This window comes from Methylobacterium sp. UNC300MFChir4.1 (assembly GCF_900110155.1).
GTDB lineage: Bacteria > Pseudomonadota > Alphaproteobacteria > Rhizobiales > Beijerinckiaceae > Methylobacterium.
Genome location: NZ_FOCS01000010.1, coordinates 1 through 24896 on the forward strand (window position 1 = coordinate 1; position 24896 = coordinate 24896).

Here is a 24896-nt window from a genome sequence, read left to right on the forward strand (position 1 = left end):
GCGATCGAGGACATCATCGAGCCCTACCTGATCCAGCGCGGCTTCGTGCAGCGCACACCCCGCGGACGCGTCCTCACCCGACACGCCTACCGGCACATGCAGATGCCGGAACCGAAGCGCGAGACGCCCGGGCAGTTCGGCTTCTTCGGTGACGGAGAGCCCTGAGGACCGGTCAACGCGTCTCCATGCATTGAATTCGGACCAGCATTTCACCGGGCACATGCGCGGATCGCGCGATGCTGCGCGCGGCAGACGGGTGAGTTCCGCGTCGCGATCTCGGCAAGTCGCTGCCGTAACAGCCATTTTGTCGATCGTCTCGGAACAATATTGCCAAGCTTAGGCGGGGATCTCGTCGATCACGTAAGTGTAAAAACTGCCGGATCGCGTGGAACAGCGCCGAAACGCGACAGTTGGGGAGGCGACCGCGCCGGGTCCGCTCGGCGCCGGCAAGGCTGTCCCGATCAGGGTCCTGCCCTCCGATCGCGGCAGATCTTCGCGATCTCAAGAACAACGTCAGGGATAAACTTCCGCCATGAAGAAACTCACGCTCGCCGTGCTCGGCCTGTCCGTCGCCGCCATCTCGGCGCCCGCCTTCGCGCAGGACGCCCTGCCGATCCGCGTGCTGCCCTTCGCCAATCAGGACGGCGTCGGCGCCGCCGCGACCGAGACGCCCGCCTTCCGGGCCGAGGCGCTGCGTTCGGACGCCGCCAGCATCGAGGCGAGCCGGATCGCCCTCCAGCGGTCGCGCAACCCCCGGGTCCGCAACTACGCCAACCGCGTCCTCGTCGAGCGCAAGGCGACCACCGACGCGCTGCTGCCGCCGAACACCTCCCTCACCCGCAACGGCTCGGTGGTCTCCGACAACCAGGGCATCCGCACCGACCTGAGCAACCCGGTCGGCCTGGTGCTCGCGCCGGTGACGGTAGCCGCCAACATCGGCACCGGCATCGTCGGCGGCGCCCTCGGCGCGGTCGGCATCGTCGACAACAGCCCGGCCGAGCCGGGCCGCCGCGTGGCCCTCGGCGAGCGCGGCCAAGCGCGTCTGGCGCAGCTCCAGGCGGCCCCGAACGGCCGGGCCTTCGACCGGACCTACATTGACCAGCAGGCCCGCTCGGACGCCCGCACCCTGGCGCTCTACGACGCCTACGCCAAGCAGGGCGACAACGCCCAGGGCCGCAAGTTCGCCACCGAGGCCCTGCCCTACATCGCCGACGAGCACGCCCACTCGGCGAGCCTCGCGGCCCGCATCGGCGGCTGAGCGCCGCGCATGGCGTGATCTGCGCGAGGGCCGCCCCAGGGCGGCCCTCGTCGTGTTGCGCCGTCGCACAGCCCGTCGCTAAAGGGGCGCATGAGCGCGATCGAGCCCGCCAAGAATGGATCCGCGGAGGACGGTGCCCCGCCCCACCGGATGGGCGTGCGCGTCTACTACGAGGACACAGACTTCTCCGGCTTCGTCTACCACGCCAGCTACCTGCGCTTCCTCGAGCGCGGCCGCACCGAATTGTTGCGGGAACTCGCCGGCGACCAGTCGGACCTGCACCGCGACGCACGCGGCCTCGTCTTCGTGGTGCGGCGCATGAGCCTCGATTTCCTCCGGCCGGCCCGGATGGACGACCTGCTCACCGTCGTGACCCGCACGCGCGCCCTGCGCGGCGCCTCGATGCAGCTCGCCCAGGACGTCCGACGGGGCGACGAAGTGCTGGTCTCCGCGGAGGTCACGGTCGCCTGCGTGCGGGACGGCCGCGCCGTCCGCCTCCCGGACGCGCTGCGGCGGCGGCTCGCGCCCGGCGAGGCCGCCTAGACCTCAGCCGGCCCGCGCCGGGTCGGCCTCGCAGAGCACCCGCGCGAAGGCGTTGACGATGGTCAGCGCGTCGTACTCGACCGAGACCAGCTGGTAGCCCATCCCGACCATCTCCCGGGCCCGGGCCGGCGACGGCGCGAAGGCGCAGGGGATCTTGCCCGCCGCCCGGGTCTTGCGCGCGATCTCCCCGAGGGCCGCCGTGACCGCCGATCCCAGCGGGTCGATGGCCGCCCCCTTGGACAGGGCGATCGACAGGTCGGCGGGGCCGACCAGGACGCCGTCGATGCCCGGCACGGCGAGGATCGCCTCCAGGTCGGCGATCCCCGCCTCGGTCTCGCACATGGCGATCGTGAGCGCCCGATCGTTGGCGCCCGCGAGGTAGTCCGCGCCGTTCCGGAGCCCCGAGAGCCACATGGCCCGGTCCGGTCCCCAGCTCCGCTGCCCGACCGGCGGGAATTTCGCGGCCGCGGCCAGGGCCTCGGCATCCGCGACGGTGTTGATCATCGGCGCCACGACGCCGGCCGCGCCCGCGTCGAGCATCCGCGAGACCATGGCGAAGTCGCCCACCGGCACGCGCACCAGGGTCGATTTGCCGGCGAGGGCGACCTCGGTGATCGCCGCACACGACGTCTTGTAGTCGTAAGTGCCGTGCTGCTGATCCAGCAGGACGGCGTCGAAGCCGGCGCGCGCCAGGAAGCCGGCCAACATCGGGTCGGCGATCATGGACCAGCCCAGGAACCGGGCCGGGCCGGTGGGCAGCAGATCGGGCAGGCTGGGAACGGGGAGGGTCATGCGCGTCCTGCGGATCTCAGGGCTGTCGACTCGGCGCCGTGGGCCGCGACCATACGGGAGGCGCTTTCGACAGGTCCAGCCCGGAAGGCCCGTCGGACGGCGGCACATGCCTCAGGATCGCCCGGATCGAAACCGATCCTTAACCCTGCCGCGCCCTTAACGGAGGCGATGCCACGGCGGGGCGCGGGGGCCGTCGACGGCCCTTACTTTCGACAGATTCGCGGGCGACAGCGTTGATATCGCTCACGGATCCGGCGGACGCGGGCCTCGCCCGGCGCATCGCGATCCGGAGCAGGAGACCTCGACGGATGAACCCAGCCGACGCGATGCAGGCCGCGCCTGTCGCCGACATGACGCTGCTCGGCCTGTTCCTGCAGGCCCACTTCGTCGTGAAGATCGTGATGATCGGGCTGCTCAGCGCCTCGATCTGGTGCTGGTCGATCATCGTCGACAAGACGCTGCTGTTCCGCCGGACCAAGGCCGAGATGGACGCGTTCGAGGACGCCTTCTGGTCCGGCCGCTCCCTGGAGGAGCTGTTCCGCTCGTTCAACGACCGGCCGGCCACGGGCCTCGCCGCCGTCTTCGTCGCCGCCATGCGCGAGTGGAAGCGCTCGTTCGAGGGCTCCGGCCGGCAGATCCAGTCGCTGTCGCAGCGCATCGAGAAGCAGCTCGACGTCACCATCCACCGCGAGGTCGAGCGGCTGGAGTCGCGCCTGCTGTTCCTCGCCTCGATCGGCTCGGCCGGCCCGTATATCGGCCTGTTCGGCACCGTCTGGGGCATCATGACCGCGTTCACCTCGATCGCGGCCTCGAAGAACACCTCGCTCGCGGTCGTCGCCCCCGGCATCGCCGAGGCGCTGTTCGCCACCGCCATCGGCCTGTTCGCCGCGATCCCGGCGGTGCTCGCCTACAACAAGCTCCAGGCCGAGGTCTCCAAGGCGCAGTCGCGGCTGGAGAGCTTCGCCGACGAGTTCTCCGCCATCCTCTCCCGCCAGATCGACGAGCGCCTGCCGCTCGCCGCCTGAACCGGCTGATCCAGAGGAGACCGATCCATGGGCATGGCAGCGGGCGCATCGCAGGGCGGCAAGCGCCGCCGGCGCCGGGGCCGCCGCGGCGGACCCATCAACGAGATCAACATGACGCCGTTCATCGACGTCGTGCTCGTGCTCCTGATCATCTTCATGGTCGCGGCGCCGATGATGACCGTTGGCGTCCCCCTCGACCTGCCGCAATCCAAGGCCTCGCCGCTCAATTCCGACGTGAAGCCGATCACCCTGTCGATCCGCCAGACCGGCCAGGTCTTCCTCGGCGAGGACGAGCTCACCGACGACTCGATCGTGCCGAAGCTCATGGAGACCGCCAAGACCGGGACCGAGGAGCGCGTCTTCGTGCGCGGCGACAAGCGGGTCGATTACGGCCGCGTGGCGCAGGTGATGGCGATCGTGACCGGCGGCGGCTTCAAGAAGGTCGCCCTCGTCACCGAGCCTGAGCATCAGTAGGGCCGTCCCGTGGAGTTCCGCTTCGACCGCAAGGAACCGGGTGTCTGGATCTCCGCCGGCACCCACGTCGCGCTCCTCGCGCTGGCGCTGGTCAGCGTCGCGGCCCCGGCCTTGCCGGAGGCCCAGGAGGGCGTGCCCGTCGAGGTGATCACCGAGAACCAGTTCTCCGAGATCACCAAGGGCGAGCGTCAGGCCGACAAGCCGATGCCGAACGCCACCTCGCGGGCCGACCGCAAGGCCGAGAAGTTCGAGGACCGCGAGCCCGAGAATTCCAAGCAGGACGCGCCGACCGCCCCGACCCGCACGGCCGAGATGAAGCTCGCCAACGCGGACGAGATGCCGCTGCGCGCCGAGCCCGATCCGCAGGAGGCGGCCCAGGCCGCCAAGGCGGCTGAGAAGGCGGCGCAGGAGAAGCGCGACGCCGAGAAAGCCGCCGCCAAGGCGGCCGAGAAAGCGGCCGAGAAGGCCGCCGCGGAGAAGGCTGCCGCCGCCAAGGCCGAGGCGAAGGCCAAGGCCGAGGCGGTCGCGAAGGCCGAGGCCGAGAAGCGCGAGCAGCTCGAGAAGCTGATCGAGAAGCAGGAAGCCGAGGCCGCGGCGGCCGCCCAGAAGGCCGCCGCGAAGAAGGCCGAAGCCGCCAAGGAGGCGGCCAAGGAAGCGGCCAAGAAGGCCGCCGACGCGAAGGCCAAGGCCGAGGCCGAGGCCGAGCGTCAGAAGGAGATCGCGGAGGCCAAGGCCGAAGCCGAGCGCGAGAAGGCGGAGGCCGCCGCCAAGGCGAAAGCCGAGGCCGCGAAGGCCGAGGCGGCCGCCAAAGCCGAGGCCGCCGCCAAGGCGAAGGCGAAGGCCATGGCGGACGCGAAGGCCAAGGCCGATGCCGAGGCCAAGGCGCGCAAGCAGGCCGAGCTCGCCGACAAGTTCAACGCCGGCGACATCCGCTCGATGCTCGCCTCGAAGGCGCCGTCGCAGTCGACCGGCGCCACCGGCCACGCGGTGCAGAAGGTGGCGGCGCTCGGCGCCGCGACCGGCAACGCGCAGCGCCTCTCGCCGTCGCTGCGCGACGCCCTGGTCGGCCTGCTCCAGCAGCAGATCGAGCGGTGCTATTCGGCGCCCCCCGGCGCGGCCCAGGGCGTGGTCCTGCCGGTTCTCGACATCCGCCTGAACCCGAACGGCTCGCTCAGCACGGAGCCGCGGATCATGCGCGGCGGGGCGAGCGCGGTCGATCAGTCGATCGCGCAGGCCGCGCTCCGGGCGGTCCGCCGCTGCGCGCCGTACAACATTCCGGCCACCTACGCGCCGTACTACAACGACTGGAAGGCCATCAACGCGGAGTTCGAGTTCACGGCGACCTGAGGTCTTCCAGCCAGTGTCCCGCCGTCCCCGCGTTCCCGTCTGATCGTCACTCGGATCCGACCCACCATGCTGCACCTCCCCTCCGTCGGGCGCCTCCCGACGTCCTATGCCGCGCGCCTGCTCGCGCTCCTCGTGATGGTGACGGGCCTCCTGGCGGGGCCGGCCCAGGCGCAGCTGCAGCTGCGCATCGGCGGCGGCAACTTCCAGCCGATGCCCATCGCCATCGCGGATTTCGGCGGCGACCCGAGCCTCGCGGGCCTCGTCTCCGGCGTGGTCACCAACGACCTGCGCCGCTCTGGCTACTTCACGCCGCTCGACCACGCCCGCTTCCCCGAGCAGCCGAACTTCGACGCCGCGCCGAACTTCGAGAAGTGGCGCGCCACCGGCGTGCAGGGCCTCGTCACCGGCCGGGTCGTCCGCGAGGGCGGCCGGGTCAAGGTCGAGTTCCGGCTCTGGGACGTGACCAACGGCCAGCAGATGACCGGCCAGCAATACGGCACCGACGCCGCCAACGTCCGGCGCACCGGCCACCTGATCGCCGACGGGGTCTACACCAAGATCACCGGCCTCGGGCCCTGGTTCGACAGCCGCATCGCCTTCGTGGACGAGACCGGCCCCAAGGAGAACCGCCGCAAGCGCCTGATGGTCATGGACCAGGACGGCGCCAATGTCCGGGCGATCACCACCGGCGAGATGTCGATCGTGGCCCCGCGCTACTCGCCGGCCACGCAGGACATCGCCTTCATGGCCCAGGCCACCGGCCACCAGCCGCGGGTGCAGATGATCAACCTGGAGACCGGCTCCCGCCAGGCGCTCGGCAACGTCGATTCGATGAGCGCGAGCCCGCGCTTCTCGCCGGACGGCCGCAAGATCGTGATGAGCGTCCAGCAGGGCGGCAACGCCGACATCGTCACGATGGACCTCGCCTCGAAGGCCCAGCGCTCGATCACCAACGGCATGGCGATCGACACCTCGCCGACCTACTCGCCGGACGGGTCGCAGATCGCCTTCGAGTCCGACCGCGGCGGCTCCCAGCAGGTCTACGTGATGGGGGCGGACGGCTCGAACCCGCACCGGATCACCTTCGGCCCCGGCTCGGCCTCGCAGCCGGCCTTCTCGCCCCGGGGCGACCTGATCGCCTACACCCGCCAGCGCAACGGCGGCTTCGCCATCTGCGTCTCGAAGCCCGACGGCTCCGGCGAGCGCGTGCTCACCGAGGGCTTCCACAACGAGGGCCCGACCTTCGCGCCGAACGGCCAGTACGTGCTGTTCTTCCGCGATCCGGGCGGCCAGGGCGGTGGCAAGCTGTTCATGGTCGACATCACCGGCAAGGTGGAGCAGCCGGTCCCGACGCCCGCCTACGCGTCCGACCCGACCTGGTCGCCGCTGCTGTCGGGCCGCTGAGCGCGTCGCGGAGCCCGGCTCACGGGGCGGGCTCCGGGGCCGTTCCCGATTCTGGTGCAACGGTTCGGCAGGACGGCAGCTCCGGTCGAGAGAGCTGCGCCTTACCCCTCCCCCATACGGGAGAGGGGACCCGCGTTTCGTGCGGCGCCGGCTCGCTGCGCCACGATCGCCACGGCCGTCATCCGGGACGCGTCGCGTCCCGAGCCGCGCGAAGGCGCGCTATCCCTGCACCATCAGCCGGTCGCGCGCCTTCAACGCCGGGAAGAGCCTGCCCCAGAGCAGCGCGACCCCGACCGTCGCGGCCCCGCCGACCACCACCGCCGGGACCGCGCCGATCGCGGCGGCGAGCAGCCCCGATTCGAACTCGCCGAGCTCGTTCGAGGCGCCGATGAACACCGTGTTCACCGCCGAGACGCGGCCGCGCATCGCGTCCGGCGTCTCGCCCTGCACGAAGGTCTGGCGCACGTAGACCGAGATCATGTCGGCGGCGCCCGTGACGAACAGGCAGGCCATCGACAGCGGCAGCGACGTCGACAGCCCGAACGCGACCGTGGCGGCCCCGAACACCGCGGCGGCGCGGAGCATGCGCACGCCCGCGTGGCGCCGCAGGGGGTAGTTCGCCAGCAGCACCGCCATGGCGACAGCCCCGAAGGCCGGCATGCTCCGGAGCGCGCCGAGGCCGAGCGGGCCGACGTGCAAGACCTCCGCGGCGTAGATCGGCAGCAGCGCCGTGGCGCCGCCGAGCAGCACCGTGAACAGGTCGAGGCTGATCGCCCCGAGCACCACCGGCTGGGAGCGGATGTAGTCGATCCCGGCCGAGAGCGCCGCCCAGGTGATCGGCGGCCGCTCGCTCACCGCCGCCGGCCGGTAGCGGATCAGCAGGGTCAGGGCGCTGGCCAGGGCGAAGCTGCCCCCTGCCCCGCCGAACACGACGGCGGGTCCGAGGGCGTAGAGGAAGCCGCCGAGCGCCGGCCCCATCACCGACGCGCTCTGCCAGAGGGACGCGTTCCACGCGATCGCCGAGCCGAAGAGCGGCCCGGGCACCAGGGTCGGGAGCAGCGCCTGCAGGGCCGGGTTGGCGAAGGCCCGGGCCGTGCCGACGACGATGACCAGGGCGTAGATCGGCCAGACGGAGTGCACGCCCGCGAGGGCGCAGGCGAGGAGGCCGAGGCTCGCCGCGCTCTGGAGCGCGAAGGCCGCGGCGCCGACGAGGCGCCGGTCGTAGGCGTCGGCGACGTGGCCGGTGATCAGCGCGCACAGCACCGCGGGCAAGAAGCCCGCGAGGCCCACAAGGCCCAGCGCCAGGGCGGAATGGGTCAGGTCGTAGACGTACCAGCCGATCGCCACCGCCTGCATCTGGTAGGCGAGGCCCGTGAGGAACCGGGCCGAGCCGAACAGGCGGAAGTCGCCGATGCCGAAGACGGCCCAGCCGGAACGATCATGCGCGGACATGCCTCCTGCTGCGCGGGACCGGCCGCGGAATCAAGCGCTACGGTGACGTTCGCCGGTCGGATGTCGGCGGCTCCGGCCTGCTCGACTGCAGGGTCAGGGTCGGCTTGCGCGGCGGCGGCGGAGGAGGAGGCGACAGGACGGGCGGCTCGGGTTCGAGCGGCGGCGCGCGCCGGCCCTCTCCCGCGAGGTCGGTGGGGAACGTGCAGGTGACGCGGGTGCCGCTGCCCGGCGCGGTCTCCAGCTGCACCCGTCCCCCGTGCAGCTCGACGAAGGAGCGCACGATCGACAGGCCGAGGCCGACGCCCCGGTGGCGGGTTCCGAGGGTGTGGCTCTCGAAGCGGTTGAACACCGAATCGGCGATCTCGGGGGGCATGCCCCGGCCGTGGTCGCGCACGCTGAGGAGAAGCTCCTGCGCGGTCCGGCGGGCATGGACCTCCACGCGCTGGCCGGCATCCGAGAAGCCGACGGCGTTCGAGAGCAGGTTGAACAGGATCTGGCGCACCCGCTTCCCGTCGGCGTGAACGCTGCCGATATCCTCCGGCACGTCGAGGGCGAGGGTGATGTGCGATTCGGCGAGCCGGTCCTCGATGCCGCGGACGGCGGCCTCGACGGTGGCCTGGACGTCGACCTCCTCCCGCTGCAGCTCCAGCGAGCCGGCGTCGATCGAGGCGAGGTCGAGGATGTCGTTGATGATGACGAGCAGCGCCGCCGAGGAGCGCATGATGTGGTCGGAATACTCGCGCTGGCGGTCGTTGAGCGCGCCGACGGTCTCGTCGCCGAGAAGCTGGGTGAAGCCGATGATGTTGGTGAGCGGGGAGCGCAGCTCGTAGGAGACGTGGTGCACGAAGGTGTCGCGCAGCTGCGCGGCCTTCTCCAGGGCATCGTTCTTCTCGGTGAGCGCCCGCTCGACGTTCACACTCGCCGTGACGTCGATCAGGGTCAGGAGCGTCGCGCCCTCCGGGAGCGGCTGCGCGGCGCAGTCGAGCACGGTGCCGTCGACCACCTCGAGGCGGCAGGTCCGGGCCGTGCGCGATTCGAGGCCGACCACCGCGTCGCGGATGTCGAGCCACGGCTCCTCGACGGGGGCGAGCGCCCGGCAGGCAGCGATCACCGCGTCCACGTGCGGGCGCTCCTCGATCATCTCCGGGTCGAGCCGCCACACGGTGAAGAAGGCGCGGTTGGCGAGGGACAGGCGCCCGTCCGCGCCGAACACGGCCACCGGCTCGGCCAGCGTGTCCAGGGTCTCGGCCTGCAGGCGGCGCAGGGCGTTGTAGCGGGACTCGGCGTTTAGGCGGTCGGAGACGTCGTCGAACAGGTAGGTCAGGCCGCCCTGCGGGTTCGGGTCCGCGACCACGCGCAGGGTTCGGCCGTCGGGCAGGTACCACCAGGTCTGGTTCGCCTCCGCGGCCCGGTAGGCGGACAGCACGCCCTGCTTCCAGCCGCGGAAATCCGCGTGCTCCTCGAGCTTCCGCTCCGCCCGCAGGTGGTCGAGGATCTCGCCGTCGGAGGGACGCCCGTCGAGGAAGGCCTGATCGAGATCCCAGAGCTGCCGGTAGGCGGCGTTGTGGAAGATCAGCCGCTGCGAGACGTCGAACATCGCGACCGCGGTCGGCAGCTGGTCCAGGGTCCGCACGTTGGCGTTCATCTGCCGCTGCAGGTCGGCCCGGACGCTCTCGAGTTCCGACACGTCGATGGCGATGCCGACGCGGCCGGTTTCCAGCCCGGTCTCGAATACGTCGAGCATCCGCCGGTTCCCGGCCACGATGGCCGAGAGGCGCGGGACGCTCCGGGTCAGGCCGGCGAACCGGGCCGCCTCCTCGCGGGCGATCGTCTCGCGGGCCGGCCGGTCGAACAGCTCCAGGCCGGCGTCGAGGGCGGCCTCGCGGCTCTCCGCCTCGACCGCCGCCACGTAGGCGGCGTTGATCCAGCTCAGACCACCGTCGCGGTTGCGCCGCCAGACCGGCTGGGGGATCGCGTCGAGGAGCCCCGACAGGGCCGAGAGTCCCCGGCGGGTCTCGTCCAGGGTCGCGCGCAGGTCGGCGATCTCGCAGCGCTCCTGGCTGGTCTCGCGCAGGCGCAGGAGCGCCCGCCCCGCCACGGCCTGCCCGTGGGCCTCGATGTTGCGGCCGGTCTGGGTCCGCAGGCTCAGCGCGAAGCTGGTGCCGCGCGCCCGCAGGGTCTCGACGGCGGTCTCGACGGCGGCCGCGTCCGCGGCGACGAGCCACGTGCCGAAGGCCAGGACGCGGCGGGCGTAGCCGGAGGTTGGCCGCTCGCCGTGGATCGCGAGGCTGATGTCGCCCTCGACCACCGGCTCGCTGCGATGATCCCAGGTGACGATGATCTGCCGCTCGGCGTTGAGGAGCATCTCGGCCCGGTCATGGGCGCCGCGCAGGACGTCGAGGGTCGCGGCGAGCTCGCGCTCGCGGCGGGTCCACCGGCCGCGCTCGTAGAGGTGGAGGAGCGATAGGATCACCGCGAAGGCGACGAGGCCGCCGAAGATCGCCAGGGCGGCCACGCTGTGGATCTCCCGCGCGGGATGCGCGGCGGCGGCCTCCGGCAGCTCGGCGAAGGCCGCGCTCGCCGTCGTCAGCGCGAGCGCGCCCACGCCGATCCGAACGTGTGTCGCACGACCGACACCCATGGTTTGCCCTGCCCCCGTACCCGATGGCTGTCCGACCGGCGCGCGTCGCCGCGCGGCGCAGAAGGCACCGTTCCCGCGGCGATTCTCCCGAACCGCCGCAGCCCCATCGATCTAAGATTCGCCCGCACTCTAGGTGCGGCGGAATCGCCCCGGAAGGGGAACGAAGCGTGGCTTTGGGCAAAGTCGGCATAATCAGCCGTTAACGACACACAGAAGACACAGTTCGATTCGGCCGTCTGCGCTTGACAAACGAGAAGGCCCGGCGCAGCGCGCCGGGCCTCCAAATCTCTCCACCGGGCCGCGCCGCCGGATCGCGGCGGCACGGTGCCGGCCCCGGAAACGAGGCCGTCCGCGCCACCGGCGATGCGGGCTCAGTAGCGGTAGTGCTCGGGCTTGAACGGGCCGCTCTCGGAGACGCCGATATAGGCGGCCTGATCGGGGCGGAGCTTCGAGAGCTTCACGCCGATCTTCTCCAGATGCAGGGCGGCGACCTTCTCGTCGAGGGTCTTCGGCAGGGTGTAGACCTGCTTCTGGTACTTGCCCGGGTTGGACCAGAGCTCGATCTGGGCCAGCGTCTGGTTGGTGAACGAGGCCGACATCACGAAGGACGGGTGACCGGTGGCGTTGCCGAGGTTCACCAAGCGACCCTCCGACAGGAGGATGATGCGGTGGCCGTCCGCGAAGGTGATCTCGTCCACCTGCGGCTTGATGTTCGACCACTTGAGGTTCTTCAGGCCGGCGACCTGAATCTCGTTGTCGAAGTGGCCGATGTTGCAGACGATCGCCCGGTCCTTCATCGCCCGCATGTGGTCGATGGTGATGATGTCCTTGTTGCCCGTGGCGGTGACGAAGATGTCGGCGCGCGGGGCCGCATCCTCCATGGTCACGACCTCGTAGCCCTCCATGGCGGCCTGGAGCGCGCAGATCGGGTCGATCTCCGACACGAGCACGCGGCAGCCGGCGTTGCGCAGGGACGCGGCCGAACCCTTGCCCACGTCGCCGAAGCCCGCGACCATCGCGACCTTGCCGGCCATCATCACGTCGGTGCCGCGGCGGATGCCGTCGACCAGCGACTCCTTGCAGCCGTACAGGTTGTCGAACTTCGACTTGGTGACCGAGTCGTTCACGTTGATCGCCGGGAAGAGCAGCTTGCCCTCCTTGGCCAGCACGTAGAGGCGATGGACGCCCGTGGTGGTCTCCTCGGAGACGCCCTTGATGCTGTCGGCGAGACCGGCGAACCAGCCCTTCGGCTTCTCGGCGAGCTTGCGCTTGAGGAGCGCGAAGAAGACCTCCTCCTCCTCGCTGGCCGGCTTGTCGAGGAACGCGGTGTCGCCGTTCTCGGCGCGCAGGCCGAGATGGACGAACATGGTCGCGTCGCCGCCGTCGTCGAGGATCATGTTCGGCATGCCGCCGTCGTGCCAGTCGAACAGGCGCGAGGTGTAGTCCCAGTACTCCTCCAGGGTCTCGCCCTTCACGGCGAAGACCGGGATGCCGGCGGCCGCGATGGCGGCGGCGGCGTGGTCCTGGGTCGAGTAGATGTTGCACGAGACCCAGCGGATGTCGGCGCCGAGCGCCTTCAGGGTCTCGATCAGCACGGCGGTCTGGATCGTCATGTGGAGCGAGCCGGCGATCTTCGCGCCCTTCAGGGGCTGCGCGGCGCCGTACTCCTCGCGGACCGCCATCAGGCCCGGCATCTCCGTCTCGGCGATCGAGATCTCCTTCCGGCCGTAATCGGCCAGCCCGATATCCTTGACGATGTAATCCTTGGCCATGAGTCGATGGCTCCGTGTTCGCGTTGCGGGTCGGGGCAACCCCCTACCACCGCGCGGCCTACGAAGCAATCAAGACATAAAGATGTCTTTATGCGTTCTGATCGGCGGGGCGGCCGCGCGAACGCCCGCCCCGCTCCGGATCAGGTCCCGCCCGCCGCTCAGCGGGTCGGCCGCGCCAGCCACCCGAGGCCGAACGCGACGGCGGCCACCAGGGCGAGGGTCGTGCCGCGGTTCTCGTCCGCGCGCGCCGCGAGGGTGCGCCCGTGGCGCACGGCGCGGTCGCGGTAGTGCTGGCCGCGCTCGAGCGCCTCGTCCGCCAGGGCGTGCCCGCGCTCGCTGGCGTCGCGGAACCGGGCGCGCCCCTCCTCGACGAGGTGCTCGCCGCCGTCGCGCAGGTCGCGGACCGTATCCCGGGCCTCGCCGTAGGCGTACTGGGCAGCGCCGGCGGCCTGATCGTAGGCGCCGTCGAGCTGGTCGACGGCCCGGCCGCGCACCGCGCCCGCCGCCGTTTTGATCCGGCCGCGCAGATGGCGAACGCCGCCCTCGAGATGATCCCTGTTCATGCTGTCTCTCCATTCCGGCGCGCGCCCCGGGGGCGCGACGCCTGCGTCGGGGCGGAACGACGGCGGAAGGCTACGGTTCCCTGAGGAGCGGCGGAACGGCCTCAAGTTTCCGTGCATCGGCGAGCCGGCGCTGGAAACAGGTCCGGACCGGCGCAGCGTCCAGGGGCGCCACGGCGTCAATCGCCGGGATCAGATCGAGGCACATCGCGGCCGGGCGGGTGCTCCGATCTCTGCGCACGACTCGGCCTGTTCTGGACCGCGCCGCCGCGGTGACTTGCCGGGCGGCGGGAATGTCTCGGGCCGGGGCCTAGATCTCGATCTCGGTGCCGACCTCGACGACCTGCCGGGTCGGCACGCCGAAGAAGGCGCCGGTGCGCTCGGCGTTGCGCTGCATGAAGGCGAACAGGTTCTCCCGCCAGGGCGCCATGCCCCGCTTGTCCCGTCGCGGGATGATCGTCTCGTGCCCGACGAAGACGGTCATGTCGTCGAGGACGTGCGGCGGCAGGTGGCGCGATTCCACCGCGCAGGCCAGTCCCTCGGGGATCGAGGCCTCCTCCATGAAGCCGTAGCGGAGGATCACCCGGTAGAAATCCGGCGCCAGGATCGTCACGTGGGCGCGCCGGTCGCGCGGGACGGTGGGTGTCTCCTCGTAGAGCGCCGTGATGATCAGAATGCGCTCCATCAGGGCGTGGTTGCGCTCGACGAAGCGCGAGAGATGCAGAGGGATGCCGTGCTCGGCCGCCGAGAGGAACGCGGCCGTGCCCGGCAGCCGCAGCAGGTCACGGTGCTGGAGACCGCCGAGGAAGACGTCCTCCGGCAGGCGCAGGGCGGCCCTCGCCTCCTCGACCAGCTCGTTTCCCTTCTTCCAGGTCAGCATCATCGCGGCGACGAGCCCGGCGAGCAGCAGCGGAAACCAGCCGCCCTCGAACAGCTTCACGCTGTTGGCGGAGAAGAACACGAGGTCGATGGCGAGGAAGAAGCCGTTGACCGCGAGGACCAGGATCGGGTTGTAGCCCCAGCGGAGCGCGATCAGCGCGGCGAGCAGCGTGGTGATGCCCATCAGCATCGAGACCGCGATGCCGTAGGCGCCGGCCAGGGCGTCGGAGGAGCCGAAGACCACCACGGCCGTCAGGGTCGCCACGGCGAGCAGCCAGTTCACCGCCGGCACGTAGATCTGGCCGCGCTCCTCGTGCGCCGTCTGGACGATGCGCATGGCCGGCAGGAAGCCGAGCTGGACCGATTGCTGGGTCAGGGAGAACACGCCCGAGATGATCGCCTGCGAGGCGATGATGGTCGCCATCGTGGCGAGCGCGACCAGGGGCAGATGGCCCCAGTCGGGGCTGAGGCGGAAGAACGGGTTCTCCAGGGCGTCGGGCGCGGCGATCAGCAGGGCGCCCTGGCCGAAATAGTTGAGCACCAGCGCCGGCAGGACCAGCGCGAACCACGCGATGCGGATCGGCAGGGCGCCGAAATGGCCGAGATCGGCGTACATCGCCTCGCCGCCGGTCACCGCCAGGAAGGCCGCGCCGAGCATCGCGAAGCTGACGTGCCAGCCGCCATGGAGCATGAAATCGACGGCCCGGAACGGGTTGGCCGCCACCAAAATCTCGGGCTTGGCGACGATCCCGGCGATCCCGAGGAGCCCGAGGACGACGAACCAGACGAGCATGACCGGTCCGAACACCCGGCCGATGGCGGCGACGCCCTTGTGCTGGACCAGGAACAGACCGACCAGGATCACCAGCGTGATCGGCACGACGTACGGCCCGAGTGACGGCGCGTCGACCTTCAGGCCCTCGATCGCCGACAGCACCGAGATCGCCGGCGTGATCGCGCCGTCACCGTAGAGCAGCGCCGCGCCCACCAGCCCGACCACCAGGAGCAGCGCCTTCCACGTGCCAGGCCGGGCCTGACGGGCGCCGAGCAGCGCCAGCATGGCGACGATGCCGCCCTCACCCCGGTTGTCGGCGCGCAGGATCAGCACCGCGTATTTCAGCGACACGATCAGGATCAGCGACCACAGGATCAGCGACACCGCGCCGGTGGCCGCCGCAGCAACCGAGGCGCCGCCGGCGGTCGCGGCCTTCACCGCCTCCTTGAACGCGTAGAGCGGGCTCGTGCCGATGTCGCCGTACACGACGCCCAGCGCGCCGAACACGAGGGCCGGCCGGAGCCTGTCGCGCGCCGCTTCCGCGTCGACCGCGCTGGTCTCGGATCGGGGACTCGCCGCCGAGGCAAGGGTCTGGCTCACCGCAGGATTCCCCCACGGCGCCACCCGGCCTCGACCATCCGGGCGCCGGGCGCGACGCCGTGGCGGTAAAGCTAGGGGCCACGGCCGCGCCGTCCAGCGACGCTGTCGCGGCGCTCAGATCGAGCCGGTCAGCTCCTCCGGGCAGGCGTCGCCACGGCGCAGACAGAATACGGGCGCGCCGGCATGACGGGCGATGGCCGCGGCCACGGTCGCGGCGGGCGCCGGCGCGCCCGGGCTCTCGCTGACCACCACCGCGCGCAGTGGCACATCGTGGAGCCGCAGGGTCTCGCAGGCCGTGAGCGCGTGGCTGATCGCCCCGAGATAGCTCCCCGAGACGAGGAGCGCCGGGACGCCGAGCCCGCGGAGCCAGTCCAGGCCGGTGGCGGCCTCCGTGACCGGGCTCATGAGCCCGCCGACACCCTCGATCAGCAGCGTGTCCTGGGTGCGGGCGATCTCAGCCCGGCACCAGCTGACAAGGTCGGCGAGGTCCAGGGAGCGCCCCTCCAGCACGGCGGCCTGATCCGGCGAGAGCGGTGCCGCGAATCGCCAGGGCGAGCAGGCCTCCACGGCCTCCTCGTCCAGGGCGAGCCCCTGCGCGTCCAGCAGCCGGGCGGTGTCGCTCTCGACGAAGCCGGGATCGCTCAGCGGCGGGACGCCGCTCGCGAGCGGCTTCACCGTCCGCACCGTCCGGCCCTGCGCCCGCAGGCGGCGCGTCAGGGCGGCGGTAACGTAGGTCTTGCCGATCTCGGTCCCGGCCCCGGCGATGAACAGCGCCCGCGCGGGCATCCCCGCCTCAGGCCTGGAGGCTGCCGTGGCAGTGCTTGTACTTCTTGCCCGAGCCGCACGGGCACGGCTCGTTGCGGCCGACGCGGCCCCAGGTGGCGACGTCGGTCGGGTCGCGCTCCAGCACGGCGCCGTCCGCCGCGAGGCCCTGCGCCGCGAAGCCGTAGGCCGGTCCCCCGCCGCCGTCGCTGCCCGAGCCGAGACCGGCGTAGTCCATCTCGTTCTCGCCGGTGACCGGGTCGAGATGCTGGGCGAACATCGGCGGCAGCGCCGGACCGCCGGGCGGGTATCCCTCCTGCGGCTCCTGCATCATGATCTCGACCCGCGAGAGCTGCGCGGTCACCTGCTCGCGCAGGGCGGTCACGAGACCGTTGAACAGGTCGAAGGCCTCGGACTTGTACTCGTTCAGCGGGTCCCGCTGGGCGAAGCCGCGCCAGCCGATCACCTGCCGGAGGTGGTCCAGCGTCACGAGGTGCTCGCGCCAGAGATGGTCGAGCGTCTGCAGGAGGACCTGCTTCTCGATATAGGCCGTGACCTCGGCGCCGTTCTTCTCGGTCCGCTCGGCGTAGGCGATCTCGGCCGCCTTGAGCAGGCGCTCGCGCATCTCCTCGTCGGCGATGCCCTCTTCCTTGGCCCAGTCCTCGACCGGCACGTCGAGGTTGAGGATCTCCTTCACCTGCTCGCGCAGGCCGGCGACGTCCCACTGCTCGGCGTAGGCGTTCTCCGGGATGTGGCGGGCGACGAGGTCGTCGATCACGCCCTCGCGCATCTCGTCCACGGTCTCGCGGACGCTGTCCTGGCCCATGAAGTCGCGGCGCTGCTCGAACACGACCTTGCGCTGGTCGTTCATGACGTTGTCGTACTTGAGCACGTTCTTGCGCATGTCGAAGTTGCGCGCCTCGACCTTCTGCTGCGCCTTCTCGATGGCCTTGTTGATCCACGGGTGGATGATCGCCTCGCCCTGCTCCAGGCCGAGCTTCTGCAGCATCCCGTCCATGCGGTCGGAGCCGAAGATGCGCATCAGGTCGTCCTGAAGCGACAGGTAGAACTTCGAGCGGCCGGGATCGCCCTGGCGTCCGGAGCGGCCGCGGAGCTGGTTGTCGATGCGCCGCGATTCGTGACGCTCGGTGCCGATGATGTAGAGGCCGCCGGGCAGCGCCTTCTTGCGGCCCGCCTCCGGATCGGCCGGCTCGCCCGAGGCCAGCACCTTGGTGCGGTTCTCGGCGATCTCCGCCTTGATCGCCGCGATGGCGGCGTCGCGCTCCGGACCGTCGGCGAGGTGGCCCAGCTCCTTCTCGATCCGCATCTCCAGGTTGCCGCCGAGTTTGATGTCGGTGCCGCGGCCGGCCATGTTGGTGGCGATGGTGATCGCGCCCGGCACGCCCGCCTCGGCCACGATGTAGGCCTCCTGCTCGTGGAATCGGGCGTTGAGCACGGCGAAGCGCTTGGTCACCCGGCCCTCGCGGGCGGCGGCGTAGACGTCGGTCAGCGCGTTCGGGTCGGAGTAGTCGAGCAGGCTGTAGCCGGCCTTCTTGAGCATCTCGGCGAGGTGCTCCGACTTCTCGATCGAGCCGGTGCCGACCAGGATCGGCTGGTGGCGCGCATGCGCCTTGTCGATCTCGGCGATGATGCCCTCGTACTTCTCGCCGACGGTCCGGTAGACCTCGTCGTCCTCGTCGACGCGCTCGACCTCCTTGTTGGTCGGGATGTCGACCACGTCGAGCTTGTAGATCTCGGCGAACTCGTCGGCCTCGGTCGAGGCGGTTCCGGTCATGCCGGCGAGCTTCTTGTAGAGGCGGAAGTAGTTCTGGAAGGTGATCGAGGCGAGCGTCTGGTTCTCGGGCTGAATCGTGACCCGCTCCTTGGCCTCCAGCGCCTGGTGCAGGCCTTCCGAGTAGCGCCGGCCCTGCATCATGCGGCCCGTGAACTCGTCGATGATCACCACTTCGTCGTTCTTGACGATGTAGTCCTTGTCGCGGGTGAACAGCGTGTGGGCGCGCAGGGCCTGGTTCACGTGGTGGACCAGCGTGACGTTGTGGGCGTCGTAGAGGTCGCCCTCCTTCAGGAGGCCGGCCTCGCGCATCGCCTCCTCGATGAACTCGTTGCCCTCCTCGGTCAGCGAGACCGTGCGCTGCTTCTCGTCGAGGTCGTAGAACTCCTTGCGCAGGCGCGGCATCAGCGCGTCGACCGCCACGTAGAGTTCCGACCGGTCATCCACCGGCCCTGAGATGATCAGCGGCGTGCGCGCCTCGTCGATCAGGATCGAATCGACCTCGTCGACGATCGCGAAGTTGTGCCCGCGCTGTGCCAGCTGGGACAGCTCGTACTTCATGTTGTCGCGCAGGTAGTCGAAGCCGTACTCGTTGTTGGTGCCGTAGGTGATGTCGCAGGCGTAGGCCTCCTTGCGCTGCGCATCGTCGAGCCCGTGCACGATCGTGCCGACGGAGAGGCCCAGGAACCGGTAGACCTGACCCATCCACTCGGCGTCGCGCGAGGCGAGGTAGTCGTTCACGGTGACGACGTGGACGCCCTTGCCCTCCAGGGCGTTGAGGTAGACCGGCAGCGTCGCCACCAGGGTCTTGCCCTCGCCGGTCTTCATCTCGGCGATGCCGCCCTCGTGGAGCACCATGCCGCCGATGAGCTGCACGTCGAAGTGGCGCTGGCCGAAGACGCGCTTGGCCGCCTCGCGCACCGTGGCGAAGGCCGGCACGAGGATGTCGTCGAGACTCTTGCCGTTGGCGAGTTCGGCCTTCAGCATGTCGGTGCGGGCGCGCAGGGCCTCGTCCGAGAGGGCCTGGATCTCCGGTTCCAGCGCGTTGATCTGCGCGACGCGCGGGCGGTAGCCCTTGACGCGGCGGTCGTTCGAGGAGCCGAAAATCTTCTTGGCGATGGAGCCGAGCATCATAGACCTGCGGACGCGCGAGCCCGCCCACGGGTGAGCGTGGCGGGCCGGCCTGGACGGAGTTGGCCGGGCTTATAGAGGTAAACATCGCCCGGCGCACCTGGAAGGGGCAGCGCTCAACGCATGCCGGTACGGTCACGGTTCCGGCACCGGTGAAATGGCCGCGCTTGCCTTCTCGCCCGACGCGGGCCACCTGTGCCGCGGCGCGACGCCCGGCCGATCCGGCGCGGCGCCGAGACGTGAGCCGAGGACTTCGCCCGTATGCCGAACACCGCCCTTCTCCGGCGCGTCAGCGCGCTCGCCGTCATGGTCGCGATGCCGGGACTGGCGCTGGCCCAGGCACCCCAGAAGGCCCCCACGCCGGCCGCCAACACGCCGGCCGCCGCCTCGCCCGTCGCGCCGGCCGCGGCGCCGAGCGCCGACGCGGTCGTGGCGAGCGTGAACGGCAAGCCGATCACGCAGGGCGACCTCGCCATCGCGGCCGATGACCCGGCCCTGTCACTGCCCGGCGTCGACGAGGCCCAGAAGAAGAGCCTGCTCGTCGACTACATGGTCGACCTCCGCGTCGGCGCGCAGGCCGCCGAGGCCGCCAAGGTCGGCGACACGCCCGAGTTCAAGCGCAAGCTCGCCTACTTCCGCGACAAGCTCCTGCTCGACGACTACCTGGAGCAGGAGGCCAAGCGCGCGGTCACGCCCGAGGCGGAGCACGCGATCTTCGATCAGACCGTCAAGCTGATGAAGCCCGAGGAGGAGGTGCACGCGCGCCACATCCTGGTCGACAACGAGGCCGAGGCGAAGAAGATCGCCGCGCGCATCAAGGGCGGCGAGGACTTCGCCAAGGTCGCCGCCGAGGCGTCCAAGGACCCGGGCTCGAAGGCCGAGGGCGGCGATCTCGGCTGGTTCACCAAGGAGCGGATGGTGCCCGACTTCGCCAACGCCGCCTTCGCGATGAAGCCCGGCCAGGTCTCCGACCCGATCAAGACCCAGTTCGGCTGGCACGTGATTAAGGTCGAGGAGAAGCGGACCAAGCCGCAGCCGACCTTCGACGAGCTCAAGGAGCAGATCGACCAGCACCTGATCCGCAAGGCGCAGCAGGACATGATCCTGAAGCTCCGCTCGGAGGCCAAGATCGACCGCGCCGACGCGCCGCCGGCGGCTCAGACCGCGCCCGAACCGAAGAAGTGACGGTTCAAGGCTGACAGGCGCGGCCCCGCGGGGCCGCGCCCCGTCGTCAGTACGGCCGATCCGGGACGAGGTAGCTGGATCGCGCCGGGGCCGGCTGGGGCGTGATGCCGAGGGCCGAGAGTTCGGCGCCGCGGCGCCCCTCGGCGATCCTGTCGAGCACCGCGATCAGCAGCCACGGACACGCGATGCCGATGAAGAACGCCATGTGATCCTCCCGCGCCGAACCGATGGGCCCGTTCGGCTTAGGAAAATAATAGGCGGGCCGGGCCGCGCCGCAAGCGGCATCCCGGCCGGGATCTCAGATCCAGCCCTGGAGTTCGCGGCGCACGACGTGCTCGATCACCCGCATGCCGAGGTCGCTGTCGTTCAGGCAGGGGATGTAGGCGAAGCGCTCGCCGCCGTTCTCCTCGAAATAGTGCCGGTTCTCGCCGTCGAGCTCCTCGAGGGTTTCCAGGCAGTCCGCCGTGAAGCCCGGGGCGACGATCGCCATCCGCTTCACGCCCGACTTCGCGAGTTCCATCACCGTCTCGTCGGTGTAGGGCTTCAGCCACTCCTCGTTGCCGAAGCGCGACTGGAAGGTGACCCGCATCTTCTCCGGAGACAGGCCGAGCGCCTCGCGGATCAGGCGCCCGGTCTTGTGGCACTGACAATGGTACGGGTCGCCCTTGAGCAGGTAGCTCCGCGGCACGCCGTGGAACGAGGTGAGGATCACCTCCGGCTCGAAGTCGAGCTTGGCTAGGCCCTCGCGGATCGAATCGGCCATGGCAGCGATGTAGACCGGGTCGTCGTGATAGGGCGGCGAGACCCGCACCGTGGGCTGCCAGCGCATGTCCATCAGCGCCCGGAAGGCCTGATCGCAGGCCGTGGCCGAGGTCGCGGCGGCGTATTGCGGGTAGAGCGGCACCAGCAGGATGCGGTCGCAGCCCTGGTCGAGCAGCGCCTGGATCCGGCCGGCGACCTCGGGCTTGCCGTAGCGCATCGCCCAGTCGACCACCACGGACTCGCCCATGGCCGCCTGGAGGCGCTCGCTCTGGCCGCGGGTGATCGTCTTCAGCGGCCCCTCGTTGAGCGCGTTGTTCCAGACGCTGGCGTAGTCGCGGCCCTTCGGCCCGGGGCGCTTCGTCAGGATGATCAGGTTGAGGAGCGGCCACCAAATCAGCCGCGGCACCTCGATCACCCGGCGGTCCGACAGGAACTCCTTGAGATACCGGCGCATCGGCCAGTAGGACGTGCCCTCGGGTGTCCCGAGATTCATCAGGAGCACGCCGACGCGGCCCCAGGCCACCTTCGGGTGGTCGGCCGGAAGGGTGTTCGCCGCGGGCTGCAGCGGTGCGAGGGGCCGGCCATTCGCCAGCGCGGCGGGTTCGACGCGTTCGTTCATGGCAGCGTTCCGGCGCCGCGCGCCGAGATCCTTCCTCTGGCTTCCGATATCCGGCGGCCGGCGCGTACGCCTCGGCTTGGCCGGCGCTTAAACCCCGTCGGGTGCGCTTCCATGTAGGGTGCGAAGCCGCCCGGCGAAGGGCGGACGCGACATGCCGCACCGCGACAGGCCGCGCGCTCGACCCCCGTCCCTAAACACGGGCGGCTCCCGGCCGCAACCGCCGCGCCGATGACGGTGCGCGTCCGCCTCCTATCTCGGCGTGGAAACCGATCGCGAGAGACCATGGCCGCCACACCCGTCGCCGACGCCCTCACGGCCTTCCGCGCCTCCGGTTCGCCCTGGCTGAGCCTGCCGTTCTTCGCCGGCGGGGAGGCCGACGCCGTGGCGGCGCGGGTCGATGCCCGAATCGCCGCGGGCGCCCGCGTCCTGCCGGCACCGGACCGGATCTTCCGCGCCTTGGCCGAGACCCCGCTGCAGGACGTGCGGGCCGTGATCCTCGGGCAGGACCCCTACCCGACACCGGGCGACGCCAACGGCCTCGCCTTCTCGTTTGTCGGCTCCGGTCGCCTGCCCGCCTCGCTGAAGGTGATCCTGGCGGAGGCGGGATCCGACCGCGCCGCCGGCGGCGACCTGACGCCCTGGGCGCGGCAGGGCGTGCTCCTGCTCAACAGCGCACTCACCGTCGAGTCCGGCAAGGCCGGGGCGCACCTGCGCTACGGCTGGGCCGCGCTGACCGATCAGGCCGTGAGCGCCGTCTCGGCCCGCGCGGAGCCCGCCGTGTTCCTGCTCTGGGGCGCCCAGGCGCGGGCCAGGGCCGCGCTCATCGACGCGACCCGCCACGGCGTGTTCGAGAGCGGACACCCCTCGCCGCTCAACCGGGCGCGGGATTTCCCCGGCTCCGACCCGTTCGGCCGGGCCAACCGGTGGCTCGCCGCGCACGGGCGCCCGCCGATCGACTGGCGCCTCGGGTGAGGCCGGCGGCGATCCCGCGAATGGGCTATTGCGGCTTGGCGGGCTCGGCGGGCTTCGCCGGCGCGGCGGGGTCCTGGCCGGCGGGCAGGAGCACGTTCTTTGCCACCGTGCCCTCGGGCCCGTACTCGCCGGCCACCGCGAGGCAGGCCTGGTCGCGGTTCTGCGCCATCTGGTTCGACATCAGCGTGAACATGGTCTGCACCCGGTTGCCGAACGGTCCGCGCGGCTGGACGTCGCCGATCTGCACGTTCTGCTTCGCCAGCAGGGCCTCGAACTGGTCGCTGCCGATCCGGTAGCCGCAGACGTTCGAGGCCGCGAAGATGTAGGCGGCGAATTCCAGGGCCCGCGGCGACGGGGCGTTCCGGATCTGCGCCTGCGCCGGCAGGGCCGCGAGCGTGACGGCGGCGAGGAGTGTGATCCGGGTCGTTGTGGGGCGCATGCGCGGCGGTTCCTCGATCGGGGGCGGCCTCTCGCGGGCCGCCTCTGGCGGGCGGGACATAGGCCGGACCCGCGCGCGCGCCAATGCGACCGAAGATGCGACCCGAGATGTCGGCAATTCACCCGTCCCGGTTCACGGCCCGTTCGCCATAGGTCCAGTCACCGGCCCGCGCGTCGACGAAAAGACGGTCGTTTTTCGACGGAACGCCCGGGTGAGAGAGAGTGTTAACCTGCTCGCGTCACGCCAGGACCTGCAGTGTGTCCAGATTCAGGCGGTCCGCATCGCATGTACGGCGTCCATCACCCGGCGGCCTCCATCCCACTCCCGGCTCGCGACGCCGACCGGCGCGCCCGGCCGGGCGCGCAAGGAGCCGCCAGCGCGGAGCGGCGCGGCGCGCCGGCGGTGCCGGTCGCGGCGGTCTGTCCGCACCGCGTCTCGCGCTGGGCCTGGGGCGAGGGCCTGCGGGCCGGGCAGGCCGTGGCGCTCCTAGTGCAGGATCTCGGGCAGGTCGAGGCCATGCGCCTCGGCCTCACCCGCCTCGGGCTGCGCGTGGTCTGCCTCGACTGCGCCGGCCGCGACGCGGCGCTGGCGGAAAGCCTCGCGCAGTCGGGCGCTGGGCTGGTCGTGGTCGATACCGCGCTCGCCGACGCCTATGCCGGCGTGATGGGCCGGCTCACCGCCTATCCGGCGGTGTGGTGGAACGGTCCGGGCGCCGACTACGCGAGCCTCGACCTCGCCCTGGCCGAGCACGCCTGACAACCGCCGCATCGCGGATCGCGAGCCGCGGCACCGTCGCGGACCTGAACCCTGCGTGCTACCGTCCGGCGACGCGACCGGCCCCGTGCCAGGGAGGCCGGCGCCGGGAGACGCCGCCATGACCGCAGCCCTTGCCACGGCCCACGCCGCCAGCCCGGAGGAGCCGGTGCTGTTGCGCAGCGATGCCGACGGGGTCGCGACGCTGACGCTGAACCGGCCGCAGGCCCGCAACGCCCTGTCGATGGCCCTGATGGGCGCGCTCCAGGAGCAGCTCGACGCGATCCGCGCGGATCCGTCCGTGCGGGTGGTGATCCTGGAGGGGGCCGGCCCCGCCTTCTGCGCCGGGCACGATCTCAAGGAGATGCGCGCCGATCCGTCCCGCGAGGCGACCGAGGCGGTGTTCCGCACCTGCGCCCGGCTGATGCTGAGCCTCACGCGCCTGCCGCAGCCGGTGATCGCTCGCGTCCACGGGATCGCCACCGCCGCCGGCTGCCAGCTCGTGGCCACATGCGATCTCGCCGTGTGCGCCGAGACCGCCCGCTTCGCCACGCCGGGGGTGCAGATCGGCCTGTTCTGCTCGACCCCGATGGTCGCCCTGTCGCGCGCCGTATCGCGCAAGGCCGCCCTGGAGATGCTGCTGGTCGGTGAGCCGATCGACGCCGCGGAGGCCCTGCGGATCGGGCTGGTCAACCGCGTGGTGCCGGAGGCGGAGCTCGACGCGGCGGCGGGCGCCCTGGCGGCCCGGATCGCCGGGAAGGCCCGGCGCGTCCTGGCGATCGGCAAGGAGGCGTTCGGCCGGCAGATCGAGATGGGCCTGGAGGACGCCTACGGCTACACCGCCGAGGTCATGACCCGGAACATGATGATGGCCGACGCGCAGGAGGGGATCGACGCGTTCCTGGGCAAGCGGCCGCCCCGCTGGGAGCCGTGAGCCGGCGTCCCGGTCCGCGCACTGG

The 24896-nt window shown here is 71.1% G+C and carries 22 protein-coding genes; 11 read left to right on the plus strand and 11 right to left on the minus strand.

What is annotated here, in order from left to right:
• The 3 genes from BMY19_RS14775 to ybgC form a co-directional block, all read left to right on the plus strand.
• Positions 1-165, plus strand: a 165-nt coding sequence (locus BMY19_RS14775) for a Holliday junction DNA helicase RuvB C-terminal domain-containing protein (protein WP_280141635.1), incomplete at its 5' end; no start/stop codon positions are given.
• A 367-nt stretch (positions 166-532) separates the two neighbouring features.
• Entirely contained in the window at positions 533-1258 is a 726-nt protein-coding gene (locus tag BMY19_RS14780) for a DUF4142 domain-containing protein (RefSeq protein WP_042669273.1), read from the plus strand.
• 90 nt (positions 1259-1348) lie between these two features.
• Complete coding sequence (gene ybgC, locus BMY19_RS14785; RefSeq protein ID WP_091679884.1) at positions 1349-1801, plus strand: tol-pal system-associated acyl-CoA thioesterase; 453 nt, start codon at positions 1349-1351, stop codon at positions 1799-1801.
• A gap of 3 nt (positions 1802-1804) precedes the next feature.
• On the opposite strand, the gene BMY19_RS14790 is transcribed toward ybgC, so the two are convergent.
• Positions 1805-2593, minus strand: coding sequence for an HpcH/HpaI aldolase family protein (locus tag BMY19_RS14790; protein ID WP_020093362.1), 789 nt, complete (start codon positions 2591-2593; stop codon positions 1805-1807).
• A gap of 308 nt (positions 2594-2901) precedes the next feature.
• On the opposite strand from BMY19_RS14790, the gene tolQ reads away from it, so the two are divergent.
• From tolQ to tolB, 4 genes are all read left to right on the plus strand, one after another.
• Positions 2902-3618 (plus strand): protein TolQ, encoded by a 717-nt coding sequence (tolQ, locus tag BMY19_RS14795; protein ID WP_012317751.1) that lies wholly within the window; start codon positions 2902-2904, stop codon positions 3616-3618.
• A 27-nt stretch (positions 3619-3645) separates the two neighbouring features.
• Positions 3646-4092: an ExbD/TolR family protein gene (locus BMY19_RS14800; protein ID WP_020093363.1), complete on the plus strand. Its 447-nt coding sequence runs from the start codon at positions 3646-3648 to the stop codon at positions 4090-4092.
• 9 nt (positions 4093-4101) lie between these two features.
• A complete protein-coding gene (gene tolA / locus BMY19_RS14805) occupies positions 4102-5439 on the plus strand; it encodes a cell envelope integrity protein TolA (RefSeq protein ID WP_100252134.1) in 1338 nt (445 codons plus the stop codon).
• A gap of 66 nt (positions 5440-5505) precedes the next feature.
• On the plus strand, positions 5506-6843 hold the full coding sequence (gene tolB, locus BMY19_RS14810; protein WP_100252135.1) for a Tol-Pal system beta propeller repeat protein TolB: 1338 nt from the start codon (positions 5506-5508) through the stop codon (positions 6841-6843).
• Positions 6844-7062: 219 nt separating this feature from the next.
• On the opposite strand, the gene BMY19_RS14815 is transcribed toward tolB, so the two are convergent.
• From BMY19_RS14815 to secA, 7 genes are all read right to left on the minus strand, one after another.
• On the minus strand, positions 7063-8295 hold the full coding sequence (locus BMY19_RS14815) for an MFS transporter (RefSeq protein ID WP_100252136.1): 1233 nt from the start codon (positions 8293-8295) through the stop codon (positions 7063-7065).
• 37 nt (positions 8296-8332) lie between these two features.
• Positions 8333-10936, minus strand: coding sequence for a sensor histidine kinase (locus tag BMY19_RS14820; protein WP_100252137.1), 2604 nt, complete (start codon positions 10934-10936; stop codon positions 8333-8335).
• Positions 10937-11307: 371 nt separating this feature from the next.
• Positions 11308-12708 (minus strand): adenosylhomocysteinase, encoded by a 1401-nt coding sequence (gene ahcY / locus BMY19_RS14825; protein ID WP_012317745.1) that lies wholly within the window; start codon positions 12706-12708, stop codon positions 11308-11310.
• A 158-nt stretch (positions 12709-12866) separates the two neighbouring features.
• Entirely contained in the window at positions 12867-13271 is a 405-nt protein-coding gene (locus tag BMY19_RS14830) for a hypothetical protein (protein ID WP_056525297.1), read from the minus strand.
• Positions 13272-13578: 307 nt separating this feature from the next.
• A complete protein-coding gene (locus tag BMY19_RS14835; protein ID WP_100252138.1) occupies positions 13579-15522 on the minus strand; it encodes a potassium transporter Kup in 1944 nt (647 codons plus the stop codon).
• A gap of 114 nt (positions 15523-15636) precedes the next feature.
• Entirely contained in the window at positions 15637-16308 is a 672-nt protein-coding gene (gene bioD / locus BMY19_RS14840; protein ID WP_100252139.1) for a dethiobiotin synthase, read from the minus strand.
• A gap of 7 nt (positions 16309-16315) precedes the next feature.
• Positions 16316-19207, minus strand: a complete 2892-nt coding sequence (secA, locus tag BMY19_RS14845; RefSeq protein WP_100252246.1) for a preprotein translocase subunit SecA — start codon at positions 19205-19207, stop codon at positions 16316-16318.
• Positions 19208-19468: 261 nt separating this feature from the next.
• On the opposite strand from secA, the gene BMY19_RS14850 reads away from it, so the two are divergent.
• The gene (locus tag BMY19_RS14850) at positions 19469-20392 is read left to right on the plus strand and encodes a peptidylprolyl isomerase (protein ID WP_100252140.1); all 924 of its coding nucleotides are present in this window, start codon (positions 19469-19471) and stop codon (positions 20390-20392) included.
• A 46-nt stretch (positions 20393-20438) separates the two neighbouring features.
• Here the strand turns inward: BMY19_RS14850 and BMY19_RS30910 are convergent, their stop codons facing one another.
• Entirely contained in the window at positions 20439-20597 is a 159-nt protein-coding gene (locus tag BMY19_RS30910) for a hypothetical protein (protein ID WP_020093373.1), read from the minus strand.
• 93 nt (positions 20598-20690) lie between these two features.
• Entirely contained in the window at positions 20691-21773 is a 1083-nt protein-coding gene (gene hemH / locus BMY19_RS14855; RefSeq protein ID WP_020093374.1) for a ferrochelatase, read from the minus strand.
• A gap of 282 nt (positions 21774-22055) precedes the next feature.
• On the opposite strand from hemH, the gene BMY19_RS14860 reads away from it, so the two are divergent.
• Positions 22056-22745: a uracil-DNA glycosylase gene (locus BMY19_RS14860; protein ID WP_100252141.1), complete on the plus strand. Its 690-nt coding sequence runs from the start codon at positions 22056-22058 to the stop codon at positions 22743-22745.
• A 25-nt stretch (positions 22746-22770) separates the two neighbouring features.
• On the opposite strand, the gene BMY19_RS14865 is transcribed toward BMY19_RS14860, so the two are convergent.
• A complete protein-coding gene (locus BMY19_RS14865) occupies positions 22771-23184 on the minus strand; it encodes a hypothetical protein (RefSeq protein WP_020093376.1) in 414 nt (137 codons plus the stop codon).
• A 285-nt stretch (positions 23185-23469) separates the two neighbouring features.
• Here BMY19_RS14865 and BMY19_RS14870 point away from each other — a divergent pair, with 285 nt between their 5' ends.
• Together BMY19_RS14870 and BMY19_RS14875 are read left to right on the plus strand one after the other, a co-directional pair.
• A complete protein-coding gene (locus tag BMY19_RS14870; RefSeq protein ID WP_091976969.1) occupies positions 23470-23940 on the plus strand; it encodes an AMP-dependent synthetase in 471 nt (156 codons plus the stop codon).
• A gap of 118 nt (positions 23941-24058) precedes the next feature.
• Entirely contained in the window at positions 24059-24871 is an 813-nt protein-coding gene (locus tag BMY19_RS14875; RefSeq protein WP_100252142.1) for an enoyl-CoA hydratase, read from the plus strand.
• Positions 24872-24896: the final 25 nt, after the last annotated feature.